22 protein-coding genes are annotated in these 23499 nt (G+C 72.7%); 11 read left to right on the forward strand and 11 right to left on the reverse strand.

What is annotated here, in order from left to right:
• Positions 1-76: 76 nt before the first annotated feature.
• The 4 genes from ACWG52_RS29145 (at position 77) to ACWG52_RS29160 (ending at position 6566) form a co-directional block, all read left to right on the forward strand.
• Positions 77-2275 carry a molybdopterin oxidoreductase family protein gene (locus ACWG52_RS29145; RefSeq protein WP_389814431.1) on the forward strand — a complete coding sequence of 733 codons (2199 nt, stop codon included), beginning with the start codon at positions 77-79 and terminating at the stop codon, positions 2273-2275.
• A gap of 111 nt (positions 2276-2386) precedes the next feature.
• Entirely contained in the window at positions 2387-3862 is a 1476-nt protein-coding gene (locus tag ACWG52_RS29150) for a CitMHS family transporter (protein ID WP_390166429.1), read from the forward strand.
• A 102-nt stretch (positions 3863-3964) separates the two neighbouring features.
• The gene (locus ACWG52_RS29155) at positions 3965-5377 is read left to right on the forward strand and encodes an aldehyde dehydrogenase family protein (protein ID WP_389814436.1); all 1413 of its coding nucleotides are present in this window, start codon (positions 3965-3967) and stop codon (positions 5375-5377) included.
• Positions 5378-5480: 103 nt separating this feature from the next.
• The gene (locus ACWG52_RS29160) at positions 5481-6566 is read left to right on the forward strand and encodes a Zn-dependent alcohol dehydrogenase (protein WP_390166637.1); all 1086 of its coding nucleotides are present in this window, start codon (positions 5481-5483) and stop codon (positions 6564-6566) included.
• Positions 6567-6697: 131 nt separating this feature from the next.
• Here the strand turns inward: ACWG52_RS29160 and ACWG52_RS29165 are convergent, their stop codons facing one another.
• Positions 6698-7345 carry a TetR/AcrR family transcriptional regulator gene (locus ACWG52_RS29165; RefSeq protein WP_389814439.1) on the reverse strand — a complete coding sequence of 216 codons (648 nt, stop codon included), beginning with the start codon at positions 7343-7345 and terminating at the stop codon, positions 6698-6700.
• A 68-nt stretch (positions 7346-7413) separates the two neighbouring features.
• On the opposite strand from ACWG52_RS29165, the gene ACWG52_RS29170 reads away from it, so the two are divergent.
• The 3 genes from ACWG52_RS29170 (at position 7414) to ACWG52_RS29180 (ending at position 9693) form a co-directional block, all read left to right on the forward strand.
• The gene (locus ACWG52_RS29170) at positions 7414-8565 is read left to right on the forward strand and encodes an acyl-CoA dehydrogenase family protein (RefSeq protein WP_389814442.1); all 1152 of its coding nucleotides are present in this window, start codon (positions 7414-7416) and stop codon (positions 8563-8565) included.
• Positions 8566-8624: 59 nt separating this feature from the next.
• The gene (locus ACWG52_RS29175; protein ID WP_033223882.1) at positions 8625-8912 is read left to right on the forward strand and encodes a YiaA/YiaB family inner membrane protein; all 288 of its coding nucleotides are present in this window, start codon (positions 8625-8627) and stop codon (positions 8910-8912) included.
• A gap of 145 nt (positions 8913-9057) precedes the next feature.
• Positions 9058-9693, forward strand: coding sequence for a TetR/AcrR family transcriptional regulator (locus ACWG52_RS29180; RefSeq protein ID WP_389814445.1), 636 nt, complete (start codon positions 9058-9060; stop codon positions 9691-9693).
• Here the strand turns inward: ACWG52_RS29180 and ACWG52_RS29185 are convergent.
• Positions 9684-10145, reverse strand: coding sequence for a MaoC family dehydratase (locus ACWG52_RS29185; RefSeq protein ID WP_453126379.1), 462 nt, complete (start codon positions 10143-10145; stop codon positions 9684-9686). The genes ACWG52_RS29180 and ACWG52_RS29185 overlap by 10 nt on opposite strands.
• Before the next feature lie 110 nt (positions 10146-10255).
• On the opposite strand from ACWG52_RS29185, the gene soxR reads away from it, so the two are divergent.
• Complete coding sequence (gene soxR / locus ACWG52_RS29190; protein WP_030723240.1) at positions 10256-10699, forward strand: redox-sensitive transcriptional activator SoxR; 444 nt, start codon at positions 10256-10258, stop codon at positions 10697-10699.
• On the opposite strand, the gene ACWG52_RS29195 is transcribed toward soxR, so the two are convergent.
• The 4 genes from ACWG52_RS29195 to ACWG52_RS29210 form a co-directional block, all read right to left on the reverse strand.
• Positions 10680-11402: a 3-keto-5-aminohexanoate cleavage protein gene (locus tag ACWG52_RS29195; protein WP_389814451.1), complete on the reverse strand. Its 723-nt coding sequence runs from the start codon at positions 11400-11402 to the stop codon at positions 10680-10682. The genes soxR and ACWG52_RS29195 overlap by 20 nt on opposite strands.
• A gap of 56 nt (positions 11403-11458) precedes the next feature.
• Positions 11459-12058 (reverse strand): hypothetical protein, encoded by a 600-nt coding sequence (locus ACWG52_RS29200; RefSeq protein ID WP_033223886.1) that lies wholly within the window; start codon positions 12056-12058, stop codon positions 11459-11461.
• A 95-nt stretch (positions 12059-12153) separates the two neighbouring features.
• The gene (locus tag ACWG52_RS29205; RefSeq protein ID WP_389814454.1) at positions 12154-13515 is read right to left on the reverse strand and encodes a serine-threonine protein kinase; all 1362 of its coding nucleotides are present in this window, start codon (positions 13513-13515) and stop codon (positions 12154-12156) included.
• An 83-nt stretch (positions 13516-13598) separates the two neighbouring features.
• Positions 13599-14894 (reverse strand): exo-beta-N-acetylmuramidase NamZ family protein, encoded by a 1296-nt coding sequence (locus ACWG52_RS29210; protein WP_453126381.1) that lies wholly within the window; start codon positions 14892-14894, stop codon positions 13599-13601.
• A 95-nt stretch (positions 14895-14989) separates the two neighbouring features.
• On the opposite strand from ACWG52_RS29210, the gene ACWG52_RS29215 reads away from it, so the two are divergent.
• The 3 genes from ACWG52_RS29215 (at position 14990) to ACWG52_RS29225 (ending at position 18182) form a co-directional block, all read left to right on the forward strand.
• Positions 14990-15754: an SDR family oxidoreductase gene (locus tag ACWG52_RS29215; RefSeq protein ID WP_390140944.1), complete on the forward strand. Its 765-nt coding sequence runs from the start codon at positions 14990-14992 to the stop codon at positions 15752-15754.
• Entirely contained in the window at positions 15739-17508 is a 1770-nt protein-coding gene (locus tag ACWG52_RS29220) for a class I adenylate-forming enzyme family protein (protein ID WP_389814463.1), read from the forward strand. Before ACWG52_RS29215 ends, ACWG52_RS29220 begins: the two co-directional genes overlap by 16 nt.
• Positions 17509-17576: 68 nt before the next feature.
• Positions 17577-18182 (forward strand): TetR/AcrR family transcriptional regulator, encoded by a 606-nt coding sequence (locus ACWG52_RS29225; RefSeq protein WP_389814466.1) that lies wholly within the window; start codon positions 17577-17579, stop codon positions 18180-18182.
• 168 nt (positions 18183-18350) lie between these two features.
• Here the strand turns inward: ACWG52_RS29225 and ACWG52_RS29230 are convergent, their stop codons facing one another.
• The 5 genes from ACWG52_RS29230 to ACWG52_RS29250 all read right to left on the reverse strand — a co-directional run bounded on the left by ACWG52_RS29230 (position 18351) and on the right by ACWG52_RS29250 (position 23469).
• Positions 18351-19550, reverse strand: a complete 1200-nt coding sequence (locus ACWG52_RS29230) for a S8 family peptidase (protein WP_390140950.1) — start codon at positions 19548-19550, stop codon at positions 18351-18353.
• A 189-nt stretch (positions 19551-19739) separates the two neighbouring features.
• Positions 19740-20972, reverse strand: coding sequence for an acyl-CoA dehydrogenase family protein (locus ACWG52_RS29235; RefSeq protein WP_389814472.1), 1233 nt, complete (start codon positions 20970-20972; stop codon positions 19740-19742).
• Between the two features lie 11 nt (positions 20973-20983).
• Positions 20984-22042: a phosphotransferase family protein gene (locus ACWG52_RS29240; RefSeq protein ID WP_389814475.1), complete on the reverse strand. Its 1059-nt coding sequence runs from the start codon at positions 22040-22042 to the stop codon at positions 20984-20986.
• Positions 22043-22182: 140 nt separating this feature from the next.
• Positions 22183-23094, reverse strand: a complete 912-nt coding sequence (locus tag ACWG52_RS29245) for an MBL fold metallo-hydrolase (protein WP_390140952.1) — start codon at positions 23092-23094, stop codon at positions 22183-22185.
• A 78-nt stretch (positions 23095-23172) separates the two neighbouring features.
• Positions 23173-23469: a hypothetical protein gene (locus ACWG52_RS29250; RefSeq protein WP_389814481.1), complete on the reverse strand. Its 297-nt coding sequence runs from the start codon at positions 23467-23469 to the stop codon at positions 23173-23175.
• Between the last annotated feature and the right edge of the window lie 30 nt (positions 23470-23499).

Raw genomic sequence — 23499 nt, forward strand, 5'->3', positions numbered from 1 at the left:
TCCGTACCGGTCGGTATGCTCGATGCGTTCCGCGTGCCCGCGCCCGTGCAGCAGACCGCCGCCCCCTGGAGGGCCCATGTCCCGCACCGCCCTGCGTATCTGCCCCCTCTGCGAAGCCACGTGCGGCCTCACCCTCACCCTGGGGGACGGTGCGGTCACCGGAGCCCGCGGTGACCGCGAGGACGTCTTCAGCCGCGGCTTCATCTGCCCCAAGGGAGCGGCGTTCGGAGCCCTCGACTCCGATCCCGACCGGTTGCGGGGCCCCCTCGTCCGCCGCGACGGCCGCTTGCGGGAGGCCACGTGGGAGGAGGCCTTCGACGCCATCGCGGCCGCCGTCCCCGCCCGGGTCCAGGAGTACGGGCCCCAGTCGGTCGGCGTCGTCCTCGGCAACCCGAACGTCCACACCATGGCCGGCGCCCTCTACCCGCCCCTGCTCCTCAAGAGCCTCGGCACCCGCAACCTCTTCACCGCCAGCACCCTCGACCAGATGCCGAAGCACGTGTCCAGCGGACTGCTCTTCGGCGACCCCTTCGCCATCCCGGTCCCCGACCTCGACCGGACCGACTTCCTGCTGCTCCTGGGGGCGAACCCGGTCGAATCCAACGGCTCCCTGTGCACCGCCCCCGACTTCCCGGGCCGGCTCAAGGCCCTGCGCGCCCGCGGCGGCACCCTGGTCGTCGTCGACCCGCGCCGTACCCGCACGGCCGCGCTCGCCGACCGCCACCTCGCGCCGCGCCCCGGTAGCGACGCCCTGCTGCTGGCCGCCCTCGCGCACACCCTGATCGAGGAGAAGCTCGCCGACCCCGGCGTGGCGGCGGAACACTGCGACGGCATCGGGGAACTCGGCGCCGCGCTCGGGAGTTTCACCCCTGAGGCCGTCGCACCCGCATGCGACCTCACCGCCGCCGAGATCCGCACCCTCGCCCGCGAGCTCGCGGCCGCACCCACCGCCGCCGTCTACGCCCGGATCGGCAGCTGCACCGTCGAATTCGGCACGCTCGCGAGCTGGCTCGTCGACGTACTGAACCTCCTCACCGGCAACCTCGACCGGCCGGGCGGAGCGCTCTTCCCGCTCTCCGCCACGGCTCCCGCGGGGCGCCCCGCGGGACCGGGCAAGGGGTTCACGCTCGGCCGCTGGTCGAGTCGGGTCGCCGGCCACCCGGAGGTCAAGGGCGAGCTGCCCATGGCCGCGCTCGCCGAGGAGATCGAGACCCGGGGCGACGGGCGGATCCGGATCCTGCTGGCCATCGCCGCCAACCCGGTCCTGTCCGCACCTGACGGCGACCGGCTGGACCGGGCGCTGTCCGGGCTGGACTTCATGGTCTCGGTCGACCCCTACCTGAACGAGACCTCACGCCACGCCCACGTCGTCCTGCCACCGCCGCCGCCCTCGCAGAGCGCGCACTTCGACTTCGCGTTCAACGGGTTCGCCGTACGCAACCAGGCCCGCTACTCGCCCGCCGCCCTCCCCTTGGCCGATGGGCGCATGGACGAGTGCGAGATCCACGCGCGCCTGATCCTCGCGGTGTCCGGGCTGCACGGAGCGCCGCCGGAGGCGGTCGACGAGCGCGTCATCTCCGACGGCCTGGCCCGCGCCGTCGCCGATCCCCACTCACCGCTCCACGGCGGCGACCCGCAGGAGCTCGCCCGCCTGCTGACCGGCCGTACCGGACCCGAGCGGCGCCTCGACCTGATGCTGCGCACCGGCCCGTACGACCTGACGCTCGACGATCTGCTGCGGGCGCCGCACGGCATCGACCTCGGTCCGCTGCAGCCGCGGCTTCCGGGCGTGCTGAAGACCCGCAGCGGCAGGATCGAGCTGCTCCCGGACCCGATCGCGGGCGAACTCCCCAGGCTGCGCGCGGCGCTCGCCGACCGCCCCGCCGCCCTGGTGCTCGTGGGCCGCCGCCATCTGCGGTCCAACAACAGCTGGTTGCACAACGTTCCGGCCCTCACCGGAGGTTCCAACCGCTGCACCCTTCAGGTCCATCCGCAGGACGCGGATCGGCTCGGCCTCGTCGACGGAGGGCAGGCCAGGATCACCGCCGACGGCGGGAGCCTGGAGGTGCCCGTCGAGGTCACCGACGCCATCCGTAGCGGCGTGGTGAGCCTTCCGCACGGCTGGGGCCACGACCGGGCCGGCTCCCGGCTGTCGGTGGCCGCCGCGGTACCCGGCGCGAACGTCAACCAACTGCTCGACGGCACCCGCATGGACCGGCTGTCCGGCACGGCGGTGCTCAACGGCTTCCCCGTCGAGCTCACACCCCTGCCCTGAGCCGGTGCCCTGAGGTGGTGCCTGAGCTGGTGCCCTGAGCTGGGGTTTTGCTCGTATTGCTCACGCGATGACGTCTTGTTGGCGCAAGGAGGCGGCACCTACCTTCCCCACATGCTGACCTTCCTCGGCTTCGCCATGATCGCGACGTTCCTGGTCCTGATCATGATGAAGAAAATGTCGCCCATCGCGGCGCTCGTCCTCATCCCGGCACTCTTCTGCGTGTTCGCAGGGAAGGGCGCACACCTCGGCGACTACGTCATCGACGGCGTCGGCAAGCTCGCACCGACCGCCGCCATGCTGATGTTCGCCATCGTCTACTTCGGCGTGATGATCGATGTCGGCCTCTTCGACCCGATCGTCCGCGGCATCCTGCGCTTCTGCAAGGCGGACCCGATGCGCGTGGTGGTCGGTACCGCCGTCCTCGCCGCGATCGTCTCGCTCGACGGTGACGGATCGACCACCTTCATGATCACCGTCTCGGCCATGTACCCCCTCTACAAGCGGCTCGGCCTGAGCCTGGTGGTGATGACGGGCGTCGCGGCCACGGCCAACGGCGTCATGAACACCCTTCCCTGGGGCGGACCGACGGCCCGCGCCGCCACCGCCCTCAAGCTCGACGCCGCCGACATCTTCGTCCCGATGATTCCGGCGCTCGCGATGGGCCTGCTCTTCGTGTTCGTCCTGGCGTACGTCCTCGGCGTGAAGGAACGCCGCAGGGTCGGCACGCTGGTGCTGCCCGGCCAGGTGGAGCGGGAGACGGCCGAGGAGGAGCTGGTCCCGGCCGGCCCCGGTGCGTCCGGCGCGTCCACCCCTGTTTCCACCTCTGCCGTCACGGCCGCCTCTGCCTCTGTCTCCGGAGAGGGCGCCGGTTCCGCCGCGGCCCCCGCCGCCGCTTCCGCCTCCGCCGCGCACGGGGGCGGTGACGCCGCCACCCCCGAGGACGGCTTCCAGGGCCTGGACCCGCACCGGCCCACCCTGCGCCCCCACCTGTACTGGTTCAACGCGGGCGTCACCGTCGCCCTCCTCACCGCGATGATCATGGAGCTGCTGCCCATCCCGGTGCTGTTCCTGCTCGGCGCCGCCCTCGCCCTCACCGTCAACTTCCCTCACATGCCCGACCAGAAGGCACGGATCGCCGCCCACGCCGACAACGTCCTGAACGTCGCGGGCATGGTCTTCGCGGCCGCCGTCTTCACCGGTGTCCTCACCGGCACCGGCATGGTCAAGCACATGGCCGACTGGCTCGTCGGCGCCATCCCCGAGGGCATGGGCCCGCACATGGCCCTGGTCACCGGACTGCTCAGCCTGCCGCTCACCTATTTCATGTCCAACGACGGCTTCTACTTCGGCGTCCTGCCGGTCCTGGCCGAGGCCGGTGCCGCCCACGGGGTCTCCCCGCTCGAGATCGCCCGCGCCTCCCTCGTCGGCCAGGCCCTGCACATGTCGAGCCCACTGGTTCCGGCCGTGTACGTCCTCGTCGGCATGGCCAAGGTCGAGTTCGGCGACCACACCCGGTTCACCGTGAAATGGGCGGCCCTGACCTCCCTCGTGGTCCTCGCGGCAGGGATGCTTTTCGGCATCATCTGACGTCCGGCGCCCTCTGGCCGGCAAAAACTACCGACGCTAGTTTGTAGGGTGTTCGCGAGGTCGGTCGGATCTACGCGCTCGTGCGTGCTCGGGAGGAATGCCATGAAGGCCCACGACGGGATGTACATCGACGGCGCGTGGCGGCCCGCCGTCGGCAGCGATCTGATCGAGGTCGTGAACCCGGCCGACGGCCAGGTCATCGCCCAGGTCCCGGCCGGCACCGAGGAGGATGTGGACGCGGCGGTCCGCGCGGCCCGTGCGGCCCTCCCCGGCTGGGCGGCCACCGCCCCGGCCGAGCGGGCCGCCCTGATCGGGGCCCTCCGCGACGCACTGCTGGCCCGCACCGGCGAGCTGACCGAGACGATCACCGCCGAGCTCGGGTCCCCGCTCGGCTTCTCCAAGGCGGTCCACGTCGGAGCGCCGATCGCGGTGGCCACCTCCTACGCCGAACTCGCCTCCTCCTACGCCTTCGAGGAGCGGGTCGGGAACTCCACCGTGCTGCTGGAGCCGATCGGGGTGGTCGCGGCCATCACGCCCTGGAACTATCCCCTGCACCAGGTCGTTGCAAAGGTGGCGCCCGCTCTCGCCGCCGGCTGCACCCTCGTCCTCAAGCCGGCCGAGGACACCCCGCTGACCGCACAGCTCTTCGCCGAAGCCGTGCACGAGGCGGGCATCCCGGCCGGAGTCTTCAACCTGGTGACCGGTACCGGTCCGGTCGCCGGCCAGGCCCTGGCCGCGCACGAGGGAGTCGACCTCGTCTCCTTCACCGGCTCGACCGCGGTCGGCAAGCAGATCGGCGCGACCGCCGGCGCCGCCGTCAAGCGGGTCGCGCTCGAACTGGGCGGCAAATCGGCCAATGTCATCCTGCCCGGGGCCGACCTGGTCAAGGCCGTCGGGGCGGGCGTCGGGCACGTCATGAACAACAGCGGCCAGAGCTGCAACGCGCTCACCCGGATGCTCGTCCACCGGGACCACTACGAGGAAGCCGTCTCGCTCGCGGCCGCCGCGGTCGCCGACTATCCCACCGGCGACCCCCGCGAGGCCGGCGTCCGCGTCGGCCCGGTCGTCAACGCCAAGCAGCACGAGCGCGTCCGCGGGTTCATCACCAAGGGTGTGGAGGAAGGCGCGCGCCTCGTCGCCGGCGGGCCCGACGCGCCGCTGGAACAGGGGTACTTCGTGGCGCCGACGGTGTTCGCCGATGTCACCCCCGACATGACGATCGCCCAGGAGGAGATCTTCGGCCCGGTGCTGTCGATCCTCCGCTACGAGGACGAGGAGGACGCCCTCCGCATCGCCAACGGCACCGTCTACGGCCTGGGCGGCGCCGTCTGGGCCGCCGACGAGGCCACGGCCGTGGCCTTCGCGCGCCGTATGGACACCGGGCAGGTGGACATCAACGGCGGCCGCTTCAACGTGCTGGCGCCCTTCGGCGGCTACAAGCAGTCCGGTGTCGGCCGCGAGTTGGGCGCGCACGGCCTGGCGGAGTACCTCCAGACCAAGTCCCTGCAGTTCTGATCCCCTGACGGCCCTACCCGCCCGCCCTGCCGCTGCGGCCGTACGCTCCGTACGCGCCGTAGCCACGGCACCCGCCCCGCACCGGAAAGACGAGATGACGACCATGGTCCGCGCCGCTGTCCTGCCCGCCGTCGGAGCCCCGCTGGAGATACGGGACATCGTGCTGCCGGATCCCGGCCCCGGGCAGGTCCGGGTGCGGCTCGCCGCGGCCGGGGTGTGTCACTCCGACCTCTCCCTCTCCAACGGCACCATGCGCGTCCCCGTGCCCGCCGTCCTCGGTCACGAGGGCGCGGGCACGGTCCTCGCGGTGGGGGAGGGCGTCACGCACGTCGCCCCCGGTGACGGCGTGGTCCTCAACTGGGCCCCGTCCTGCGGAGAGTGCCACCACTGCACCATCGGCGAGGTCTGGCTCTGCGCCACCGCGCTCACCGGGGTCGGGGCCGTCCACGCGCACGACGCCCAGGGCACCGCACTGCACCCCGGGCTGAACGTGGCCGCCTTCGCCGAGGAGACCGTCGTCGCGGCCAACTGCGTCCTGCCGGCCCCCGCCGGGATCCCGCTCACCGAGGCGGCCCTGCTCGGCTGCGCCGTCCTCACCGGCTACGGGGCCGTTCACCACAGCGCCCAGGTCCGCCCGGGCGAGTCGGTGGCCGTCTTCGGGGTCGGCGGGGTCGGCCTGGTCGCCCTCCAGGCCGCCCGGATCGCGCAGGCGGGCCCGATCGTCGCCGTCGACGTGTCCCCGGCCAAGGAGGAACTGGCGCGGGCGGCCGGAGCCACCGAGTTCGTCCTCGCCTCCGACACCACCGCCAAGCAGATCCGCGCCCTGACCGGCGGGCAGGGCGTCGATGTCGCCGTCGAGTGCGTCGGCCGGGCCGAGACCATCCGGGGCGCCTGGGAGTCGACCCGGCGCGGCGGCCGCACCACGGTCGTCGGCATCGGCGGCAAGGAGCAGAAGGTCACCTTCCACTCCATGGAGATCTTCCACTTCGCCCGCACCCTCACCGGCTGCGTCTACGGCAACAGCGACCCGGCCCGCGACCTCCCGGTGATCGCCGAGCACGTCCGCGCGGGCCGCCTCGACCTCGGATCCCTGGTCACCGACCGCATCACCCTCGACGGCATCCCGGCCGCCTTCGATGCGATGCTCGCCGGCAAGGGCGGCCGCTCGCTGGTCGTCTTCCAGCCGTAGGACACACCGCTGCAGGGCACCGCTGCAGGGATCGCCGTAAGGGCACCGCGCGGCATCGCCGCGGAATGCTCCCCCGCCCTGCCACCGGGAGGGGGCGGGGGAGCCGCCTCGGTGGTGTCCGCGTGCGGTGGCTAGGCGGCGGGCAGCGCCTCGTACTGGAGGGCCAGTCCGTCGAGCAGCGCCGCCAGGCCCGTCTCGAAGGCGCCCTCGTCCACCTCGCGCCCGCGCTCCGCCAGCAGGTGGGCCTGGCCGAGGTGCGGGTAGTCCGCCGGGTCGTAGGCCGCGCGGTCGTCCACGAAGCCTCCCGCGAAGGAGGCCACCGCCGAGCCCAGGATGAAGTACCGCATCAGCGCGCCGATCCGGGTCGCCTGCGCCGCCGGCCAGCCGGCCTCCGTCATCGCCCCGAACACCGCGTCCGCCACCCGCAGCCCGGCCGGCCGGCGGCCCGGCCCGCGCGCCAGGACCGGCACGATGTTGGGGTGGTCCGCCAGCGCGTCCCGGTACGAGTGCGCCCATGCCTGCAAGGCCGCCCGCCAGTCCTGGCCACCGTCGAACATCGACAGGTCCACCCGCGCGCTCACCGCGTCCGCCACCGCGTCCAGGATCTCGTCCTTGGTACGGAAGTGGTTGTAGAGCGAGGGCCCGCTGACCCCGAGCGCGGCGGCCAGCCGGCGTGTCGACACCGCCTCCAGCCCTTCCGCGTCCACCAGGGCGCCGGCCGTCTCGATGATGCGGTCCCGGCTGAGGAGGGGCTTGCGCGGTCTGGCCATGCGCCACATAGTAGGGCCTGCCCGCCATAAACTACCGGTGCTAGTTAAAGGCGCCGATCCCGCCCCGGAGGTGCCCGGTGAATCTGGAGCTGAGCGAGGAGCAGGCCGCCGTCCGCAGGCTCGCCCGCGAGTTCACCGAGCGCGAGATCGTCCCGCACGCCGCCGAGTGGGACCGTGTCGAGAGCGTGGACCGGGCCGTCGTGAAGAAGCTGGGCGCGCTCGGCTTCCTCGGCCTGACCGTCCCCGAGGAGTACGGCGGATCCGGCGGCGACCACCTCGCCTACGTCCTGGTCACCGAGGAGCTCGGGCGCGGCGACTCGGCCGTGCGCGGGATCGTCTCCGTCTCCCTCGGCCTGGTCGCCAAGACCATCGCCGCCTGGGGCGATGAGGAGCAGAAGCGCGCCTGGCTGCCCCGCCTGTGCTCCGGCGACGCGCTCGGCTGCTTCGGCCTGACCGAGCCCGGCACCGGATCCGACGCCGGTAACCTCACCACCCGCGCCGTGCGCGACGGGGACGCGTACGTCCTGGACGGCAGCAAGATGTTCATCACCAACGGCACCTGGGCCGACGTGGTGCTGCTCTTCGCCCGCACCGGCGACGAGCCCGGCCATCGCGGGGTCTCCGCCTTCCTCGTCCCCACCGACACCCCGGGCCTGACCCGCCGCGAGATCCGCGGCAAACTCGGCCTGCGCGGCCAGGCCACCGCCGAGCTCGTCCTCGACGGTGTCCGCGTGCCCGCCTCCGCCCTGCTCGGCCCCGAGGGCAAGGGCTTCTCGGTCGCCATGTCCGCCCTCGCCAAGGGCCGGATGTCGGTCGCCGCCGGCTGCGTCGGCATCGCGCAGGCGGCCCTGGACGCGGCCGTCTCGTACGCCGCTCAGCGCGAGCAGTTCGGCCGGCCGATAGCCCACCACCAGCTGGTTCAGGAGCTCATCGCCGACATCTCGGTCGACGTGGACGCGGCCCGGCTGCTGACCTGGCGGGTCGCCGACCTCATCGACCGCGGGCAGCCCTTCGCCACCGAGTCCTCCACCGCCAAGCTCTTCGCCTCCGAGGCCGCCGTGCGCGCCGCGAGCAACGCCCTACAGGTGCACGGCGGGTACGGTTACATCGACGAGTACCCGGCCGGCAAGCTGCTGCGCGACGCCCGCGTGATGACCCTGTACGAGGGCACCAGCCAGATCCAGAAGCTGCTCATCGGCCGTGCCCGCACCGGGGTTTCCGCCTTCTGAGTACCCGTATGAGTACGCGTGCGGATGTGCTCCCGCGCCGTCCGCCCGATGCTCGGAGCATGAACGAGACACCGGTCAAGCAGCAGAGCACGGGGGCGTACTACGGCCAGGCCGTCGCCTCCTTCGGTATCGCCATCGGCGCCGTGGCCGTGGGGATCTACAACCTGGAGGCGAACGGCTGGGTCCGGGCCTTCCTCGGCATCGCCGTCCTCTACCTCACCACCTCGGCCTTCACCCTCGCCAAGGTGATCCGCGACCGCCAGGAGGTCACGCAGATCGTCAGTCGGGTGGATCAGGCCAGGATGGAGAAGATGATGGCCGAGTACGACCCCTTCGCGCCGAAGTAGTCGCACGCCGGGTACGCGGGGGGCCGGGTAGGCCGCGGACGGGTTGGCCGGGTGCGCCGCGTCCGGCCGCCGACCCGACATCGCTAAGCGCTTGCTCACCCTCCGGTAAGGTGGTCACTTCCACACGGTGAAGGGTGAGTGAGCGATGGGCAGCGCGGAGGATACGGTCGACGGCTACCGGCCGTGGTCCGAGGTCACCCCCGACGCCGCGCGGCGGCTGCTCGTCGCCGCCGTCGACGCCTTCGCCGAGCGCGGGTACCACGCCACCACCACACGTGACATCGCGGGCCGTGCCGGGATGAGTCCGGCCGCGCTCTACATCCATTACAAGACCAAGGAAGAGCTGCTCCAGCGGATCAGCCGGATCGGCCACGACAAGGCGCTGGAGATCCTGACCACCGCCGCCGACGGCCCCGGCAGCGCCGCCGACCGGCTCGACGCCGCCGTGCGGTCCTTCGTGCGCTGGCACGCGGCGCACCACACCACCGCACGCGTGGTCCAGTACGAGCTCGACGCCCTCGCGCCCGAGCACCGCTCCGAGATCGTGGCCCTGCGCCGGCGGAGCGACGCGGCCGTGCGCCGCATCATCGCCGACGGGGTGGCCGCGGGGGAGTTCGACGTCCCCGACGTGCCGGGTACCACGCTCGCCGTGCTGTCGCTGTGCATCGACGTGGCCCGCTGGTTCAACACGGACGGGCAGCGCACGCCCGACGAGGTCGGCGGGCTCTACGCCGACCTCGTGCTCCGCATGGTGGCCGCGCGGCCGGGCCCTCAGAAGTAGTAGCGCGACACCGACTCCGCCACGCACACCGGCTTCTCGCCGCCCTCACGCTCGACCGTCACCGTGGCGGTGACCTGTACGCCGCCACCCGCCTCCGCGACCTCCGTGATCACGGCGGTGGCGCGCAGCCGTGAACCGACCGGCACGGTCGCCGGGAAACGGACCTTGTTCGTCCCGTAGTTGAGGCCCATCCGCATGCCCTCGACCCGCATGATCTGCGGCACCAGACTCGGCAGCAGGGACAGTGTCAGATAGCCGTGCGCGATGGTGGAGCCGAAAGGTCCGCCCGCCGCGCGCTCCGGGTCCACGTGGATCCACTGGTGATCGCCGGTGGCGTCCGCGAAGAGGTCGACCCGCTTCTGGTCCACCTCCAGCCACTCGCTGGGCCCGAGCGGTGCGCCGATCCCGGCGTGCAGTTCCTCGGCGGACGTGAAGACCCTCGGCTCGGCCATGCCCTGTTCCTGTCTCTCGCGGACGACTGACGGACGAACGAATAAGCGCTTGCTCAGCATGCTGGGGGGTGTATGTGTATGTCAACGGACGTCCGACTACGCTCGGCCGGGTGCCGCAGATTCCCGAGAAAATCCACGAACTCACCGTCGGCCAGCTGTCCGCCCGAAGCGGCGCGGCCGTCTCCGCGCTCCACTTCTACGAGGCCAAGGGCCTGATCAGCAGCCGCCGCACCTCCGGCAACCAGCGCCGCTTCACGCGTGACGCGCTGCGCCGGGTGGCCTTCGTACGCGCAGCACAGCGCGTGGGTATCCCCTTGGCCAGCATTCGTGAGGCGCTGGCGCAGCTCCCCGAGGAGCGCACCCCCAACCGCGAGGACTGGGCCCGCCTCTCCGAGGCCTGGCGCGCCGAACTCGACGAACGCATCACCCGCCTGGGCCGGCTCCGCGATCACCTGACGGACTGCATCGGCTGCGGCTGCCTGTCGATGGAGACCTGCGCGCTGTCCAACCCGGACGACGCCTTCGGCGAGCGGCTCACCGGCTCGCGGCTGTAGCCACCGCCCGCGCCACCAGGTCCCGGGCCGCCGCGACCAGTTCGGCGTTCGACCGCGCCGGACGCCCGTCGGGCAGGTGCGTCACATCGCCTACGCCGGTCCGTGCGCCGGTGCCGCACCGCGCGGCCAGCCGCAGCACCGGCCAGGCGGCCGCGTCCCGCCCGTACAGCAGCACCGGTACGGGCGGCAGCGCGCGCAGCCCCGCCACCAGGGCCGGGTCGGCCGCCGCCAGCTCGACCGAGAGCCGCACCCGCCCGGGCTCGCGCACCGGCCAGGCCAGGAAACGGGCCAGCGGCTCCGGCCCGGCCGCCCCGCCCAGCGGTACCACCGCGTCCACCGCGACCCCCCGCGCGAGCAGGGCCTGCGCCAGCTCCGCGGCCCCCGGCTGCTCGAAGCGCACCACGGCCCGGTCCGGCAGCACCTGCCACGAGGCCACCCGCGCCCGCCGGCCCGCGGGATCGGGCTCGGCCGCGATCGACACCGGTACCGACAGCGCTGCGCCGACCCCTGCGCGCCGCAGCACCTCCAGCACCGGCCCGACCACCCGCGGGGAGAGGCTCTCCCGCCCGCACGGCGTCCGCGGATGCACCAGTACCTCCTCGGCCCCGGCGGCGACGGCCGCGCGTGCCGACTCCGCCAGCGCCTCCGGCGACAGCGGTACGGCCGGGCCGTCCGCGGCACTCCGCGACCCGTTCAACGACACGGACAGCGACACGGAGCGTGGTACTGGCGACGACACGGGCGGCGGCCCCGGCACCTTCACGCGGCTCCCGCAGCCGGCGTGTCCAACATCATCGGGGTGTCCACCAGGGCCGGTCTGGGCACCACGATCCCGCAGCCCGCGCACACCGGCCCGTCCCAGGCCAGGGCACCCGCCCAGGGGCCGACCGGACCCACCTCCGGCCAGTGCAGCTCGGTGTCCCCGCACACCGGGCACGCCGTCCCCGGCGCCGACTCCAGCGCCCGTACCAGCCGCCGCAGCACCTCGCCGAGCGCTCCTTCCGGCCGAACCCCCGGATCGGCGCACCGCACCACCGCGTCCCCGCTGCCGCCCCAGGCCCACTCCGGCCGGCGCAGCCCGTGATGCTTCTCCCGCCGCCGGCGTTCCGCGAACTGGCGCTCGTACTCCAGCCAGACCGCCCGCGCGTCCTCCAGCTCCTCCAGCGCGGCGACCAGCCGCAACGGATCGGCGCCCCGGTCCTCCGGGGCGATCCCGTGCCGGTCGCACAGATGCCACCATGTGGCCCGGTGCCCGTAGGGCGCGAAACGCTCCAGACAGCGGCGCAGGGAATGGCGCCGCAAGGCCCGGTCATTGCGCGCGTCGCGCACCTGGTACGCCAGACTCCGGAAACCCGCCATCACACCATCACCTCCGCCGATGTGCCCAACATGCCCGGTCGGAGGCGGGCGCATGCGGGGGCGGTCGGGGCGTGTGGGTGGCACATGGCCAGAACTCAGCGCCCCATGCGCCCCGCGTCCACCACCAGCCGGGCCAGTTCCTCGTGGCAGATGTCGCTGTGCGCCCCCGACGGGGCACCACCGCGCCGCACCACGGAGCCCGCGTCCACACTGACGCAACCGGTCGTGGGGACCCCCTCGCGCAGGGCCGTGTCGAGGGTCAGCCGGGGCGCGCCCGGAACCGCCTGGATACCGTCGTGCCCGATGGCGCCCCAGCGCTCGTCGAAACCCAGAAGTCCGGCCGAATCCCCTGCCATCCGGGAGGCCAGCGGGTAGAAGATCTTGAGGGCGGAGTCGTGGGGGGAGTGACAGGCGACCACCGGCCCGTCGACCCGGCGCTGGAGGCCGCGCAGGGCGCCGCCGGTGCCCTTGTCGTGCGGCAGTCGGTCGGCGAACGCGTAGTGGGAGAAGGCTCCTTGGAGCAGGGTCACGGATTTCACGTAGCGGGCCCGGTCCGGCACCGCACGTAGGGAGAAGGAGACGACGCGCGCCCCGAAGCTGTGTCCGATCAGATGGAACCGCAGGGCCGGGCGCGCGGCCGCCAGCTGGGCCAGTACGGGGCCGAGGCCGCGCTCGCCCACCACACCCGCCCGCTTCTTCATCTTGTAGTACGCGGCCTGTCGTAGCAGTTCCTTGGCGCCGCCCCACAGGTCGCGCATTCCGCCGCCGACCGTGAGCCCCAAACCCTCGGGGCCTCCCGCGACCGCGGGCACGCCCGTATCCGGCGAGCCCGTACCAGGCGCGCCCGCCCTGGCCAGAGCGACGGAGAGGGCGCGGCACACCTCCAGCACATCGTCCGTGAAGATCGCGGGTACCGACGGCGCGACCGGCTCGGGGACCGCGTCCACGCCCGCCAACTCGCGGATCAGGGCGCCGAACTCGATGAATGCGGCCGCCGACTCCGGTCGCTCCGCCAGCAGTTCCGCCACCCGGTCCAGCTCCGCCCGTCGCTCCGGCCAGAACTCCCCGAGCGCCCGGCGGGTGAGCGGGTCCAGGGCGCCGCCGAGGTCCGGTTCCGCGAGGGCGGCGAGGGTGTCGAAGTCCGGTATCGGCTCGTCGGAGAACCGCATCGAGGGCCATACGACACCCACGTAGCCCAGCCGCACCCCTGACCCCACCAGCCCCTCGAAGGGCGCGAAGAACCGGTCGTAGAGGCGCGTCGCCGTGGACCGGTCGCTGTTCCAGCCATGGGCGAAGACCAGCAGGTCGGTCGCCTCCATCCGGGACACCGTGCCCTGCGTGACCCGGTCGACGTCCCCTTCGGAGTCGAAGGTCAGCTCCGCGTACGGCCGGACCCCGACCCCGATCCCGCCCACGACCCCGGTCCCGAATCCGAATCCGCCACCGACATTCGCCATGACGCCCCCCTTCACGCCGTGCCTCCGGTGCAGTCAGCATCCTGCTGCGGCGCCCGCCCGGCCAGCCCCCCGACGCGGTCGGATCACGGATACAGCAGGTACTTCTCGCGCACCGCCCCGAAACGCGCCAGCCCCGCCGCCCAGTCGCCCACGACCTCGTCCACGTCCGCCCCCGCGTCCACCAGCGTCCGCACCCGGTCCGAGCCGGTCAGTCGGTCGATCCAGTGGTCCGCGCGCCAGCCGAAGCCGCTCCACACCCGGCGCGCCGTGATCAACAGTCCGATCCCGGCCCGTACCGGGTCGAAGGCCTGGCGGTCGTGCACGATCAGCCGGACCCCGCCGCACACCTTCCCCACGTGCTTGGAGAAGGTCGGAGTGAAGTAGGCCTCCCGGAACCACACCCCCGGCAGCCCCAGCCGGTTCGCCGCCTCCGCCCACCGTCGGTCGATCCCCTCCGCGCCGATCACCTCGAAGGGGGTGGTCGTCCCGCGCCCCTCCGAGAGGTTCGTCCCCTCGAACAGGCAGGTACCGGCGTACGCGAGGGCCGTGTCCGGGGTCGGCATGTTCGGGCTCGGCGGCACCCAGGGCAGCCCGGTCTCCCCGAAGAACGACTCCCGGCTCCACCCGGACATCGCCACCGTCCGCAGCTCGACCGGTCGGTCCGTCAGGAACTCGCCGTTGAAGAGCCGGGCCAGTTCGGCCGCCGTCATCCCGTGCGCCAGGGCGATCGGCTCCCGGCCGACGAAGCTCGCGTACGGCCGCTCCAGCACGGGCCCCGCGGCCCGCCGGCCACCCACCGGATTGGGCCGGTCCAGCACCACCACCGCCTTGCCGGCGAGCGCGGCCGCGCGCATGCAGTCGTAGAGGGTCCAGATGTAGGTGTAGAAGCGCGCCCCGACGTCCTGGATGTCGAAGACGACGGTGTCGATCCCGGCCGTCGTGAACACGTCCGCGAGCTTCTGCCCGCTCTTGTCGTACGTGTCGTACACCGGCAGCCCGGTCGCCGGGTCCCGGGAGACCCCCTCCGAGTCACCGGCCTGGGCGGTCCCTCGGAAGCCGTGCTCGGGGCCGAACACCGCCACCAGATCGACCCGTTCGTCCGCGTGCAGCACGTCGACCAGGTGCCGGGCGTCGGCGGTGATCCCGGTCGGGTTGGTGACCACGCCGACCTTCCGTCCGGCCAGGCCGGCGTACCCGTCCGCGGCGAGCCGCTCGAATCCGGTACGCACCCGACCGCCCACCGCGGTGGCCGCGCCCGCGGCGGTGACCCCGCCCGTCGCGGTGGCCGCGCCCGCTCCGCCCGCCCCGCCCGCCCCCAGCGCGCCGGCCGATCCGATGGCCCCCGCCAGCCCCAGCACCCCGCGTCGCGACAGTGTCATCCGACCACGCTAGAGCTCACGCCCCTTTCCTCCTGACATACCGACCGGTTAGTCTGCCCGCCATCCGGCATCCGGCCGCACGAGAGGTGGACCCCGTGAGCGCGTACCAGGACCAGCGAGTCGTCGTCACCGGCGCGGGCGGCGGCATCGGCGCCGCCCTCGCCCACCGCTTCGCGGCCGAGGGCGCCACGGTCGTCGTCAACGACCTCGACCCGGCCAAGGCCGCGGCGGTGGCGGCCGCCATCGGCGACCGCGCGATCCCCGTGCCGGGCGACGCCTCGGCGATCGTGGCCGAGGCCCGCGAGGCCCTCGGGGGGACGGTCGACATCTACTGCGCCAACGCCGGACTCGCCTCGGGCGGCGACGCCTTCGCCGACGAATCCGTCTGGGAAGCGGCCTGGGACACCAACGTCATGGCCCACGTCCGCGCCGCCAGGGCGCTGCTGCCGGACTGGCTGGAGCGGGAGAGCGGCCGCTTCGTGTCCACCGTCTCGGCCGCCGGGCTCCTGACCATGATCGGAGCGGCCCCGTACAGTGTCACCAAGCACGGTGCGCTCGCCTTCGCCGAATGGCTCTCACTGACCTACCGCCACCGCGGGGTCCAGGTCCACGCCATCTGCCCGCAAGGGGTGCGCACCGACATGCTGACCGCCGCGGGCTCGGCGGGCGAACTCGTCCTCGCGCCGACCGCGATCGAGCCGGAAGCGGTCGCGGACGCGCTGTTCGACGGCATGGAGAAAGGCCGGTTCTTGATCCTCCCGCACCGCGAGGTCGCCGATTTCTACGCCGCTCGCGCCACCGAGCCGGACCGCTGGCTGAGCGGCATGAACCACCTCCAGCAGAAATGGGAGACCCGGTGACCGCATCCCGGTACGCCGCCAAGCCGTGGCTCGGGCTGCTCTCCGCGGCCCAGCGGGCGCCCGTCGCACCACCGCCCACGGTGCTCCACGCCTTCCGCGAGGCCGTCGCCCGGGCCCCCGAGCGCACCGCCGTCGCCTACTTCGACGGCCGGATCGGCTACGCGGAGGCCGACGCGCTCTCCGACGCCGTCGCCGGCCACCTCGCGGCGCGCGGCGTCCGCCGCGGGGACCGGGTCGCGGTCATGCTGCAGAACACCCCGCACTTCGTGCTCGCCGTCCTTGCGGCGTGGAAGGCCGGGGCCGTCGTCGTCCCGCTCAACCCCATGTACAAGTCCGGCGAGGTCGGGCACATCCTGCGCGACTCGGGTACCGCCGCACTGGTCTGCGACGGCGGCGCCTGGTCCGCGTACCTGCGCGAGGCGGCGCGGGACAGTGCCGTGCGGACCGTGCTGACCTCCTCGGACCGTGACTTCCAGACGCGCGACGACCCACGCGTCCTCGGCCGGGCACCGGCCCCGACACCGGCTTCGGCCGCAGCGTCCGTCCGGCCCTTCGTGCCCGCCCAGGCGCACGCGCCGGACCGGGAGTCCGAGGCCGGCCCGGGCACCGGCGGTCCCGCCGCTGGGCCCACCGTCGCCGACCTCCTCACCGTGGCCCGCGGCAGGCGCCCCGCGCCGGACGGCCCACCCCTCACCGCCGCCGACACCGCCCTCATCAGCTACACCTCCGGCACCAGCGGCATCCCCAAGGGCGCGATGAACCCGCACGGCGCGCTCACCTACAACGCCGTCCGGCAGGTCACCTCCCACCCCCTGCCCGAGGGCGCCACGTACTTCGCCCTCGCGCCCCTCTTCCACATCACCGGCATGGTCTGCGAGCTCGCCGCCTGCTTCGCCAACGCCGGCACCCTGGTCCTCGCCCACCGCTTCGACGCCGGCGCCGTCCTCGACGCCTTCCTCGAACACCGCCCGGCCTACACCGTCGGCCCGGCCACCGCCTTCATGGCCCTCGCCGCCCACCCCGGTGTCACCCCGGACCACTTCGCCTCGTTCCAGGTGATCTCCTCCGGCGGCGCCCCGCTCCCGCCCGCGCTCGTCGAGCGCCTGCGCACCGCCTTCGGCTTCTACCTCCGCAACGGCTACGGCCTCACCGAGTGCACCGCCCCCTGCGCCAGCGTGCCCGCGCACCTCGAAGCCCCGGTCGACCCCGCCTCCGGCACCCTCTCCGTGGGCCTGCCCGGCGCCGACACCGTGGTCCGCATCCTCGACGAGCGGGGAGCCGAGGTGCCCTTCGGCGAGACCGGCGAGATAGCCGTCCGCGGGCCCCAGGTGGTACCCGGCTACTGGGGGCTGCCCGCGGAGTCCGCCCAGGCCTTCCCCGGCGGCGAACTACGCACCGGCGACGTCGGATTCATGGACCCCGACGGCTGGCTCTACGTCGTCGACCGCAAGAAGGACATGATCAACGCCTCCGGCTTCAAGGTCTGGCCACGGGAGGTCGAGGACGTGCTCTACACCCACCCCGCCGTCCGCGAGGCCGCGGTGGTCGGCGTCCCCGACGCCTACCGCGGGGAGAGCGTGAAGGCGTACGTGAGCCTGCGCCCCGGCACCTCGGTGGAGCCGGCGGAGCTCGCCGCCTACTGCGCCGAGCGCATCGCCGCGTACAAATACCCGCGCCAGGTCGAGATCCTGCCTGTTCTTCCGAAGACGACCAGTGGCAAGATCCTGCGACGGGAACTGCGCGATCGCGGCTGAAAACAGTCGGACGGTCGTACAGCTGGTCGCGGTGACCAGGCAGGAACGAGGAAGGGAAGGTCAGCGCCATGGCGGCACGGACCACGGAACCCGCAGGCACGCACGAGGCCCCGGTACCGCAGCGGCTGCTGGCCGTCGCCACCCGGCTCTTCGCCGAGCGCGGCTACGACCGCACCTCGGTCCAGGAGATCGTCGAGGCGGCCGGTGTCACGAAGGGCGCGCTCTACCACTACTTCGGGTCCAAGGACGACCTGCTGCACGAGGTGTACGCGCGGATGCTGCGGCTCCAGCAGCAGCGCCTGGACGCGGTGGCCGATTCCGACGCGCCCGTCGAGGAACGGCTGCGTGCCGCGGCCGCCGACGTGGTCGTCACGACCATCGAGAACCTCGACGACGCGATGATCTTCTTCCGGTCGATGCACCAGCTCAGCCCGGAGAAGTCCAAGCAGGTACGGGCGGAGCGCCGGCGCTACCACGAGCGCTTCCGGGCGCTGGTCGAGGAGGGCCAGCGGACGGGTGTGTTCTCCGACGCGACCCCCGCCGACCTGGTGGTGGACTACCACTTCGGTTCCGTCCACCACCTGTCCACCTGGTACCGCGCGGACGGCCCGCTCACCCCGCAGCAGGTCGCCGGTCACCTCGCCGACCTCCTGATGCGCGCCCTGCGCCCCTAGAGGCCGTCCGGCCCCGGTGCGTGATCTCCTGCGGACCCGGAGAGAAGTCCGGCCACGCGACGAGGAGGTGGTCCCCCGGATCGAGGACCACCTCCCAGGCGAGCGGTTCGAACCACCCGCGCACCGTGCCCGGGGGTCCGCCCGCCGGCGGACCCCCGGGCACGTCGACTACTCGGCCAGCTTCAGCAGCTTGTTGGCCGTGCCCGCGGACGGGTTGGTGACCGCACCGGACGTGGCCGCCCCCGTCAGCGCCGCGGCCGTCTGCGCCGGAGTCGCGGACGGGTGCCCCGCCAGGTAGACCGCCGCCGCGCCGGCCGCGTGCGGGGCCGCCATGGACGTGCCGGAGATGGTCTTCGTACCCGTGTCGCTGTCGTTCCAGGTGGACGTGATGTCCGAGCCCGGCGCGTACAGGTCCACCACGGAGCCGAAGTTCGAGAACGAGGACTGCTCGTCGTCGATCGTGCTCGACGCCACCGTGATCGCCTCGGTCACCCGGGACGGCGAGCCCTGACCGGCGTCGGCCGACTCGTTGCCCGCCGCCACGGTGAAGGTGACGCCCGAGGCGACGGCCCGGCGCACCGCCTCGTCGAGGGCCTCGTCGGCGCCGCCGCCCAGGCTCATGTTGGCCACCGAAGCGCCCTTGTGGTTCTGCGTGACCCAGTCGATGCCCGCGACGACCTGCTCGGTGCTGCCGGAGCCGTTGTCGTCCAGCACCCGCACCGCGACGATCTTCGCCTTCTTGGCGACGCCGTGCGAGGTGCCCGCGATGGTGCCGGCCACGTGCGTGCCGTGGCCGTTGCCGTCGTCGGCGCTGTCGTCGTTGTCCACCGCGTCGAAGCCCGACGTCGCACGGCCGCCGAAGTCCTTGTGGGTGGTGCGCACGCCGGTGTCGATGACGTACGCCGTCACGCCCTCGCCGCCACCGTCGGGGTACGTGTACTTCTTGTCGCCCGCCTGAGCGGTCTGGTCGATCCGGTCCAACCCCCAGGAGGGCGGGTTGGTCTGGGTGGCGTTGATGGTGAACTTCTTGTTCTGCACGACCTTGCCGACGGCCGGGTCGGCGGCGAGCCGCTTCGCCTCCGTCTCGCTCATGCCCGTGGTCGAGAATCCGTTGACCCCGGAGCTGTAGGAGCGCTTCAGCTCACCCCCGTACTTGCGGGCGAGCTGTTCCTTGTTCGCGGATGCGTCGAGTATGACGACGTAACTTCCGCTGATCGCGCCGGGCGCGCCGAGGCCGTAGACCGTGCCTTCGGCCGGTGTCGCCGCTCCCGCGAGGGGGGTGGCGAGCAGGGCCACCGCGGCCGCCGTGGCCGCTCCGGTGCCGACTGCCGCGTACCGGAAACCGCGCGAGCGCTTGTGAGTTGCCATCTGGAGGGTTCTCCTCGTGTTGACGTTGGGGGCGTCAGACCTTCTGGAGAACCCTCTTCCGATTGACAGGCGCAAATCAAGAACGCTTTGGGGTTCCGGGGTTGTTCAACAAGGTTTCTTAAAGGGTCCCCCGCACCGCCTTCACCTCGCACACAGGTTCGCGGGAACTCCCGCACGATTTCCACACGTTCACGGGCGACCGGCCGCGTACCCCTTCAACTCCCGCCGCGCCAAAGACCGCTGGTGTACCTCGTCCGGTCCGTCGGCCAGTCGCAAAGTCCTTGCCGCCGCCCACAGTTCGGCCAACGGGAAGTCCTGGCTCACCCCACCCGCGCCGTGCAACTGCACCGCGTCGTCCAGGATCCGCACCACCGCCCGAGGCGTCGCGATCTTGATGGCCTGGATCTCGGTGTGCGCGCCCCGGTTGCCGACGGTGTCCATCAGCCAGGCCGTCTTCAGCACCAGCAGCCGCAGCTGCTCCACCGTCACCCGGGCGTCGGCGATCCAGTTCTGCACGACGCCCTGGGCGGCCAGCGGCTTGCCGAAGGCGGTACGTTCCACCGCGCGCCGGCACATCAGCTCGATGGCCCGCTCCGCCATGCCGATCAGCCGCATGCAGTGGTGGATGCGGCCCGGACCGAGCCGGGCCTGGGCGATGGCGAAGCCGGTGCCCTCCTCGCCGATCAGGTTCGCCGCCGGGACCCGGGCCCCGTCGAAGACCACTTCGGCGTGGCCGCCGTGGTCGTGGTCCTCGTACCCGTACACCGTCATCGCCCGGCGCACCTCGACCCCGGGGGTGTCGCGCGGCACCAGGATCATCGACTGCTGACGGCGCGGATCGGCGCCTTCCGGGTCGGTCTTGCCCATCACGATGAAGACCTTGCAGTCCGGGTTCATCGCCCCGGAGATGAACCACTTGCGGCCGGTGACCACGTACGCGTCGCCGCCCGCCGAGCGCTCGATCCGCGTCTCGACGTTCGTGGCGTCCGAGGAGGCCACCTCGGGCTCGGTCATCGCGAAGGCGGACCGGATCTCCCCGGCCAGCAGCGGTTCCAGCCACTGCTTGCGCTGCTCCTCGTTCCCGAACTGGGCGAGCAGCTCCATGTTCCCGGTGTCCGGGGCCGCGCAGTTGGTGGCCATCGGCGCCAGGTGCGGGCTGCGGCCGGTGATCTCGGCGAGCGGCGCGTACTGGAGGTTGGTGAGCCCCGCGCCGTGCTCGGCACTGGGGAGGAAGAGGTTCCACAGGCCTTGGCGGCGCGCCTCGGTCTTCAGTTCACCGAAGACGGCGGGGGTGTCCCAGGGCGAGGCCAGCCGTGCGCGCTGCTCGGCGGCGACGGGCTCCGCCGGGTAGACGTACTCCTCCATGAACGCGAGCAGCCGCTCGCGGAGTTCCTCGGTCCGGGCGTCGAATGCGAAATCCATGGGTGCGTGCCTCAGCCTTCCTGGCGGTCCTGGCGGTCCTGGAGAGTGGTCAGTCCGTGCTCGATGAAGACCGGGACCAGCTCGCCGATCCGGTCGAAGCCCTCCCCGACGGTCTGCCCCAGCGTGTAGCGGTAGTGGATGCCTTCGAGGATCACGGCGAGCTTGAACCAGGCGAAGGCCGTGTACCAGGCGATGGCCCCGGTGTCCCGGCCCGAGCGGGCGGCGTACCGCTCGACCAGCTCGGCCGGCGTCGGATGGCCCGGCGCCCCGCTCGTCGTGCTGACCGGCGACCCGGTCAGGCCCAGGTCCGAGCTGTACATCACCAGCAGCCCGAGGTCGGTCAGCGGATCCCCGAGCGTGGACATCTCCCAGTCCAGCACCGCCCGGACGGTGTCGACGCCGGACGGGGATCCGCCGATCAGGACGTTGTCGAGCCGGAAGTCCCCGTGCACCACGGTCGGGGCGGGGGAGACGGGGAGCGAGCGGCCGAGCGCGGCGTGCAGCTCGTCGATGCCCGCGAGCTCACGCCCCCGGGAGGCGTCGAGCTGCTTGCCCCAGCGGCGCAGCTGCCGGTCCAGGAAGCCCTCGGGCCGGCCGAAGTCACCCAGCCCCACCGCCTCCGGGTCCACCGCGTGCAGGTCCACCAGGGTGTCCACCAGGCCGAGTACCGCCCGCCGGGTCCGCTCCGGGCCGAGCGCGGCGAGCTGCTCGGCCGTCCGGTACGGCACCCCGTCCACGAACTCCATGACGTAGAACGGCGCCCCGAGCACGGTCTCGTCCTCGCACAGGAGCACCGGTTCGGGCACCGGCACGGCGGTGCCGTGCAGTGCCTCGATGACCCGGTGTTCGCGCCGCATGTCGTGCGCGGTGGCCAGTACGTGGCCCAGCGGCGGCCGGCGGACCACCCAGCGGGCGGTCCCGTCCGTGATCTCGTAGGTGAGATTGGACCGGCCGCCCTCGATGAGCCGGCCGCGCAGCGGGCCGGTCACGAGTCCGGGCCGGGCCCGGTCGAGATGACCGCGCAGCCGCTCCAGGTCCAGGCCGCGCGGGTCGGCCGGGGCTGAGGTCATGGTGCGCACCTCCGTGCGAGTCGACGAGGGATGGAGCGACGGCGCGTCGAGCACCGTCGCGAGCCATCATGCCGACCAGTCGGTATGTCGTCCAGAGCGCGGGCGGAAAGAAACTCTCCGCCCGGCGGGATCCGTCGGTGTCAGGCGTGACAGAGGATCGGTGTTCCGCCGTTCATCACGGTCATGTCCGTCAGGACCGCGAGGATGTCCAGCGGTGCGCCCTCCGGCCGGCCGGCCAGTTCCGCGTAGGCCCGGTGCACGTTCGCCACCAGTCGCTCGCTCTCCCGCCAGGCGCCGAACTCGCCGAGATCGGCCTGTCGGGCCACCTCCAGCGGGGACAGCCCCTTCGTCAGGCCCTCCCGGGCGAGCTCGTCCACGTACCGCAGGTAGCGCTCGGTGGCGTCGTAGGCGGACGGGTCGGTCAGGGGTCCGTGGCCCGGTACGACGGTCTCCGCGTCCAGCGACCGCAGCAGCTCCAGCGCCCGCAGCGAGCCGGCGAGGGAGCCCATCGCGAGGAACGGGGTCCCCCCGGCGAAGATCAGGTCGCCGGTGAACACCACCCGCTGCTCGGGCAGCCACACGACCGAGTCCCCTGTGGTGTGCGCGACGCCCGGGTGGATCACCCGCACCGGCGTATCGCCGACGTGCACGGTCGCCCGGTCGCTGTAGGTGAGATCCGGCGGGACGATGTCGATCGCGCCGAAGTCCGTGGCCGGCCAGATCAGCTCCAGCTGGTGCCCGGCCGCGAGCTGCTCGGACCGTGCGTGGTCGTGCCCGAGGACCAGCGCTTCGGGGGTGAAGACGCCGTTGCCGTACGTGTGGTCGCCGTGGTGGTGGGTGTTGACCACGGTGCGGGGGAGCGGTACCCCGGCCGCCACGATCGCGGCGCGCAGGGCGAGGGCGCGCCGCTCGGTGGCGGCGGTGTCGACGAGCAGGGTCCGACCCCCGTCGGTCACGAATCCGGCGTTGTTGAGGCACCAGCCGCCGTCCGGCTGGACGTAGGCGTACACCCCCGGCGCGGGCTGGACGAGGTACGGCTCTTCGACGGGCATCTGCGCTCTCCCCGGGTCGCTGTGACGAACGGTCGGCATCCTGCCGGCCGTCGCCGCCCCGGGGGAGGGTGGGTCCGCTCAGTGGTCGTCGTAGTGTCCGTCGTGCTTCGCGTGCCGGTGCCCGTCGTGCAGGTAGTCCACGTGATCGCCGTGCCGGACGGTCTCGTGTCCGCAGTCCGCGCCGTGCGCGTGGGTGTGGTCGTCATGCATGGTGTGTCCGTTGGGCTCGCATTCGTCCCAGTGCCCCGAGTGCTCCCGGTGCAGATGGCCGTCGTGGGCGTAGTCGACGTGGTCGCCGTGCGAGACCGCCTGGTGCCCGCAGTCCGCGCCGTGCGTGTGCTGGTGGGTGGGGTGTTCGTGGTGCAGGGTCGTCATGGCGCAGAGGCTAGTGCGCATTGTCGGATA

It is taken from the genome of Streptomyces sp. CLCI03 (assembly GCF_053615355.1).

Coding starts and splice junctions, on each gene's coding strand:
- ACWG52_RS29155 (WP_389814436.1), top strand. CDS start 3,965: ATGAAGGCCCACGACGGGATGTACATCGACGGCGCGTGGCGGCCCGCC.
- ACWG52_RS29240 (WP_389814475.1), bottom strand. CDS start 22,042: ATGACCTCAGCCCCGGCCGACCCGCGCGGCCTGGACCTGGAGCGGCTG.
- ACWG52_RS29165 (WP_389814439.1), bottom strand. CDS start 7,345: ATGTGGCGCATGGCCAGACCGCGCAAGCCCCTCCTCAGCCGGGACCGC.
- ACWG52_RS29230 (WP_390140950.1), bottom strand. CDS start 19,550: ATGGCAACTCACAAGCGCTCGCGCGGTTTCCGGTACGCGGCAGTCGGC.
- ACWG52_RS29205 (WP_389814454.1), bottom strand. CDS start 13,515: ATGGCGAATGTCGGTGGCGGATTCGGATTCGGGACCGGGGTCGTGGGC.
- ACWG52_RS29235 (WP_389814472.1), bottom strand. CDS start 20,972: ATGGATTTCGCATTCGACGCCCGGACCGAGGAACTCCGCGAGCGGCTG.
- ACWG52_RS29145 (WP_389814431.1), top strand. CDS start 77: ATGTCCCGCACCGCCCTGCGTATCTGCCCCCTCTGCGAAGCCACGTGC.
- ACWG52_RS29150 (WP_390166429.1), top strand. CDS start 2,387: ATGCTGACCTTCCTCGGCTTCGCCATGATCGCGACGTTCCTGGTCCTG.
- ACWG52_RS29185 (WP_453126379.1), bottom strand. CDS start 10,145: ATGGCCGAGCCGAGGGTCTTCACGTCCGCCGAGGAACTGCACGCCGGG.
- ACWG52_RS29180 (WP_389814445.1), top strand. CDS start 9,058: ATGGGCAGCGCGGAGGATACGGTCGACGGCTACCGGCCGTGGTCCGAG.
- ACWG52_RS29210 (WP_453126381.1), bottom strand. CDS start 14,894: ATGACACTGTCGCGACGCGGGGTGCTGGGGCTGGCGGGGGCCATCGGA.
- ACWG52_RS29250 (WP_389814481.1), bottom strand. CDS start 23,469: ATGACGACCCTGCACCACGAACACCCCACCCACCAGCACACGCACGGC.
- ACWG52_RS29200 (WP_033223886.1), bottom strand. CDS start 12,058: ATGGCGGGTTTCCGGAGTCTGGCGTACCAGGTGCGCGACGCGCGCAAT.
- ACWG52_RS29220 (WP_389814463.1), top strand. CDS start 15,739: ATGGGAGACCCGGTGACCGCATCCCGGTACGCCGCCAAGCCGTGGCTC.
- ACWG52_RS29225 (WP_389814466.1), top strand. CDS start 17,577: ATGGCGGCACGGACCACGGAACCCGCAGGCACGCACGAGGCCCCGGTA.
- ACWG52_RS29245 (WP_390140952.1), bottom strand. CDS start 23,094: ATGCCCGTCGAAGAGCCGTACCTCGTCCAGCCCGCGCCGGGGGTGTAC.
- ACWG52_RS29160 (WP_390166637.1), top strand. CDS start 5,481: ATGGTCCGCGCCGCTGTCCTGCCCGCCGTCGGAGCCCCGCTGGAGATA.
- ACWG52_RS29175 (WP_033223882.1), top strand. CDS start 8,625: ATGAACGAGACACCGGTCAAGCAGCAGAGCACGGGGGCGTACTACGGC.